This window comes from Microbacterium sp., from assembly GCF_047972865.1.
Classification (GTDB): domain Bacteria; phylum Actinomycetota; class Actinomycetes; order Actinomycetales; family Microbacteriaceae; genus Microbacterium.
Genome location: NZ_JBKEAY010000031.1, coordinates 1 through 2,800 on the forward strand (window position 1 = coordinate 1; position 2,800 = coordinate 2,800).

Annotated in this window: 5 protein-coding genes; 4 read left to right on the plus strand and 1 reads right to left on the minus strand. The window is 66.2% G+C overall.

Features of this window, described 5'->3' with window-relative positions; genetic code table 11:
- Positions 1-447 precede the first annotated feature (447 nt).
- Positions 448-1,167 carry a hypothetical protein gene (locus tag ACK5KK_RS01705; RefSeq protein ID WP_416888362.1) on the minus strand — a complete coding sequence of 240 codons (720 nt, stop codon included), beginning with the start codon at positions 1,165-1,167 and terminating at the stop codon, positions 448-450.
- A gap of 342 nt (positions 1,168-1,509) precedes the next feature.
- Here ACK5KK_RS01705 and ACK5KK_RS01710 point away from each other — a divergent pair, with 342 nt between their 5' ends.
- The 4 genes from ACK5KK_RS01710 to ACK5KK_RS01725 all read left to right on the plus strand — a co-directional run.
- Positions 1,510-1,746, plus strand: a complete 237-nt coding sequence (locus tag ACK5KK_RS01710) for an addiction module protein (RefSeq protein WP_416888363.1) — start codon at positions 1,510-1,512, stop codon at positions 1,744-1,746.
- Positions 1,743-1,883, plus strand: coding sequence for a hypothetical protein (locus tag ACK5KK_RS01715; RefSeq protein ID WP_416888364.1), 141 nt, complete (start codon positions 1,743-1,745; stop codon positions 1,881-1,883). The genes ACK5KK_RS01710 and ACK5KK_RS01715 overlap by 4 nt, the downstream gene beginning before the upstream one ends.
- Positions 1,884-1,925: 42 nt before the next feature.
- Positions 1,926-2,060, plus strand: a complete 135-nt coding sequence (locus ACK5KK_RS01720) for a hypothetical protein (RefSeq protein WP_416888365.1) — start codon at positions 1,926-1,928, stop codon at positions 2,058-2,060.
- A gap of 535 nt (positions 2,061-2,595) precedes the next feature.
- Positions 2,596-2,800: hypothetical protein (locus tag ACK5KK_RS01725; RefSeq protein ID WP_416888366.1), on the plus strand; the 205-nt coding region annotated here is incomplete at its 3' end.

The following is a 2,800-nucleotide window of genomic DNA, read 5'->3' on the forward strand; positions in this document are numbered from 1 at the left end:
GGCGACACCCAACGCGCCACCACCGACATCAGAAGAGCAGACCAAGCCGAGCAGTACCAACTAGCCAGAACCGAAGTACCAGGTCGCTGGACTAGCCGTACCAGAAACCGCTACGCGCCACTTGACGTGCCGGCCGCTTTCCTGTGGCCGGATGGCGACATCGCGTATCGGGAGAAGGAGCTGCAGCGCTGGCGAGAGATCTTCCCGGAGGCCCACGTGACCGAACTCAGAAACTGTGGCCACGACATCTGGGAGGACGCCCCCGAGGAGACCATCGCTGCGCTGCGGGCGTTCCTCGACACCGCACCTCTGCGTGGGCCGGTTCCCCCGCGTGACCCCCGCCTCACCGATGCGCAGAGCCGCATCGCGTTTGTCAGCCGCGTCTACTCTTGCGCGATCACCGCTCGCCGCGCAGGTCAGAACGGGTGGGAATTCCGGAGTCGATCATCACGTCTCCCCTCGGATGGGGTCGAGCGTGAACAGGGTGCCGAGATCAGCATGCAGTGCACGATCGGTCTCGTCCGGCTGAAGAAGTCCCCGCTCCGCCAGAACGCGCAGGGCCTCGTCGCGGTCGGCCTGGATACGGCGGAGCTCACGCTTAGACAGCTTGAGCACCGCCATCCGGGCCTGCTCCCGCGGGGGCAGCGTGCGGTGCTGCGGAAGGGGGTCGAGCACGGGCACGACCGGTTTCGAGCGGAATCTCACCAGGACAGCGAGCGCAAGGCTCCCGCCAATCACGACCGTGAGCCATGCGAGCCAGGACCAGGGACCCAGGTCGTATCCGTCGCGGTCCGCCGTGCGTGCGACGCCTATCACGGCAAACCCCGCGAGCACCGCCGATACCGCTGCGCCACCGAGTACCATCGGAGATCGTCGGGCGCCCCCGAGTGTCCAGACAACCCACAGCGCCACCTGCGTGATGGCGGAGACCATGAAGCAGACGCCGGCAACAGGAACGGCAATCTCCGCAGGAACGGGGCGAGAGGCGGGGAGAAGGTAGTTCGGCCACCCGCCGTAGACCGCCACACCGACAACCGGCGCGAGAGCAGCGATCAACACGATGACCACACTCACCCCGTGCGATACCGGGGGAAAACGACTCGCCCGGCGTTCACGCAAGATGTCCGCCAACGCGGCGCCGTCGCTGCCGAACGTCGTGACGACCACCGGATGTGGTTGGAAAGCGACGCTTTCCAACCACCCGAGGCGCGGCTCGCCCGCCAGCGAATGATCCTCAGCCCAGGCGCGCGCAGTGGGATACCTGAGGCTCATGGGGCCCTCAGGCTATCACCCCAGCTATGCACGGGGTCTGCCTCGAGAAGCGCCGTCGGTTGGGCGCGAAATTGCTCACGGCTCGCAGCCGACCTCGATGGGGCGTTCGACAAGCGCAACGCGGGCCAGGACCAGGGACTTGCTTCATGGCGACGATGACCCCGACATCAGCGGAAAGCGTGCCACGGTCCCCGAGCGCTCGCACCCAAAACGGCTGTTCGGCGTACACTTGAATGCATGGCACCGGACCCTGCGACCTTGATCCGAGACGCTCTCGCGCTCGACGCCGATCAGCGCGCCGTTGTTGCCAATGCGCTGCTCGAAAGCCTCCACGACACAGATGACACGGGCGCGGTCGACGCGGCTTGGCGTGCCGAGGCGACCCGGCGACTCGCCGAGGTGCGTGCCGGTGCCGTCGAGTTGGTGGATGCTGACGAGCACTATGCCCGCTTGCGCGCCTCGCTCACCGCATGACCCTGGCTCAGCGGAAGCATCCCGAAGCCGTCGCGGAGTTCGACACCGCTGTTCGCTGGTACGAGGCGCAGGAACCAGGGATCGGTCTCGCGCTCATCGGTCGGGCGCAGCAAGCCCGGCAGGACATCGCCCACTAGCCGAACGCCGCCCCACCCTTCACGACCGCTGACGACGGCACCGTGATCCGCAGCAAGGCTGTTCGCGGATACCCGTATCGAGTCGTCTACACCGTCGAGCCGGAAACGATCCTGATCCTCGCCTACGCACACGAACGCCGCGAACCCGGCTACTGGCTCCACCGACTGGCCGACTGAGCCGAGCAGCACGATCACAGGTGAGTGCGTTTAGGGCACCTCGGCTACCAGAGTTCGACATGCTCGGCAACGCAGCACCATCGTTGCGTGATCGCAGGCGGCGGTGATGCGGTCGAGTGAGCCGGTGCCGGCGAGGGAGGCTTCATCGAGGATCACCACCTGATTCGGTTGGAACCTGGCGCCCTGGTGGAGGTGGAGCTGCCACCAACGGGCCCTGTTGACGGTCCCGATACCGAGCTCATTCTCTCGACCATCCCGAGGTTGACGATCGGACCAGTAGAACCGCCGTGCCCGTGGCAGTCCACGGCGAACACGTGATAGCGCTCCGACAGTTCGGGAAGCACACGCGCGTAGTTGCGCCAGTCGACACCCTGCGCGTGGATGAGCAGCAGGGGCGGACCGTTGTCGGGCCCCTCTACGTAGACGAGTCGGGGTCCGTTGATCTCGACGGCGTGCTCGACAAAACCCGCCCGCCACACACGGTGCAGGCGTCGCGTCTGCGCCGTCGAATTGCGGTCGGCGTAAGGTCGGCCTGATGTCGCGGTACATCTCCGACTACTTCGACATCTCGATGATCGACGCGGGTGATGTGCCCATCACGCTCGAAACGGTGGACGCAACGGCACTCATCGGCGAGGTGATCGTGGACTGCCTCAACGCGGGGCGTGACGACATTGACGTCGATGTCCGGGTCCCCGACGAGGCTGTACGCGTGCTGGCCGACGCGACGGCTTTGCGCC

Bases quoted from the DNA above. Each gene is read 5' to 3' on its own strand.
- ACK5KK_RS01715 (WP_416888364.1), top strand. From the start codon at position 1,743: ATGACCCTGGCTCAGCGGAAGCATCCCGAAGCCGTCGCGGAGTTCGAC.
- ACK5KK_RS01710 (WP_416888363.1), top strand. From the start codon at position 1,510: ATGGCACCGGACCCTGCGACCTTGATCCGAGACGCTCTCGCGCTCGAC.